The 1,476-nt window shown below is 31.4% G+C and carries 3 protein-coding genes; all 3 read left to right on the top strand.

The window, feature by feature from the left end; translation table 11 throughout:
• The first annotated feature begins 275 nt into the window (after positions 1-275).
• Positions 276-707 (top strand): hypothetical protein, encoded by a 432-nt coding sequence (locus Q5O30_RS07830; protein WP_302674644.1) that lies wholly within the window; start codon positions 276-278, stop codon positions 705-707.
• 82 nt (positions 708-789) lie between these two features.
• A complete protein-coding gene (locus tag Q5O30_RS07825; RefSeq protein WP_186840369.1) occupies positions 790-930 on the top strand; it encodes a hypothetical protein in 141 nt (46 codons plus the stop codon).
• Between the two features lie 248 nt (positions 931-1,178).
• The coding region (locus tag Q5O30_RS07820) for a hypothetical protein (protein ID WP_302674643.1) at positions 1,179-1,476 on the top strand (298 nt) is incomplete at its 3' end.

Raw genomic sequence — 1,476 nt, 5'->3', positions numbered from 1 at the left:
TCAAAGCTTGCACAAGAGGCTGTGTGTTCTTTTTGGTTTATAGGCGTGTATTTAAGAAAATGGATTAGCGAACGCAGGATACAAAAAGTATACATATAACGGGTACGATATTCTACAAATGGGCAAGTCATATAACAATAAAAATCATTGCAAATGTTACAACATTAATTTTTAGGGGAGGTTAATATGAGGAGTGTTAGTCGTATTTTAACAATTATGTATGATAGAACAATTATGATGCCGTTTAAACTTCTTTTGTTTTTTTTGGGGGGTTTTTGTTGGTTAAGTCATGTAAAATGTCTCCTAAAACAGTCCAAAAAGTGTGCTCGGTTTATAATGGTGGGATATTTGGTTCGCTGGCAGGGTTCATTTTAATTGAAAACATATTTGTAATGATAGCAGGGGCATTAATACTAAGCGTAGGTTTCGTGGCAGTGGATAGGTATTTTAAGAATGACGGTATGTTTTCGGTAGCATTTATATGTATTTTTAACTGTATATATATGATGGTAATAGGAATTTTATATTATGTTTCTGACATACTGTATTCACGAGTGGAGACTGCAGAAGAAATGAGTTGGGTTTGTGAATACTTTGATCCAGTTTCACAAGAGGAAAATGTGTTTTGTGTTGCAATAATAATAGCAGTTGTACTAGCTGTTATTATCGCAAAAAAAGTCAAAAAACAGGTGTACTGCAATTTATGATTATTTTATTTGGAGTACATTTAATTATAGGTGCATTTTTTGGTACTTCATATGTAGTTCATCCAGATCCGGAGGTTAATCATTGGATAACCGTGTATTTATCTATATTGAGTTTGGAGTACGACAAGGAAACAAGGATATTATTTTTTATTATAATAGTTACGACATTAATTATTTATGTTGTGGGGATGTTGAGAAAAAAGTATCGGGAATGGAAAAGTAAATCAAAGATAAAAGGATAACGTTTTATGGAAATTTAAGATTATCTATTTGGGGTTATAGTCTTCTAACACGGTTGCAAATTATTGTTGGCAATCGTGTTTTTTTATTAGTTTAGGATTTACAAACCATTTGTTTTTGCTTATAATACAGTAGTTGGTCAACCGGGATACGCAATGTATTTTCCGGTGAAAATGAAAGATTTATAAGTATCAAAACTTATACAGGAATAATTGATAGGAGCAGGTGAAAATGAAACAAATCTTTAAGAGAAAACTGATTGTTGTTTGCATTATTTTAGCGTTATTAGGCTTAAGTGGATGCAACAGCGAAAAGGAAGAATTGCAGGTGTATGGTGGTGATATTGTAAAAAATAACACTCTTATGGTAAATGGAAATTATTTAGCATATGAATTACCTATTATCTCTAATCAAAAAATTACTTCATTTGAAATAGAAGATTACAATATATCAGGAGAGGGTAGCTATGACATAAAATATGAAAAATTGTCAGGCGGAGAAAAATATAATGGCTGGTATTATTATTTCG

Origin of the sequence: Eubacterium sp. CAG:161, from assembly GCF_000432355.1 — a bacterium.
Classification (GTDB): Bacteria; Bacillota; Clostridia; order Lachnospirales; family Lachnospiraceae; genus Eubacterium_G; species Eubacterium_G segne.
The sequence above is the reverse complement of the archived record's forward strand: the minus strand, read 5'-3'. Positions and strand labels throughout refer to the sequence as shown.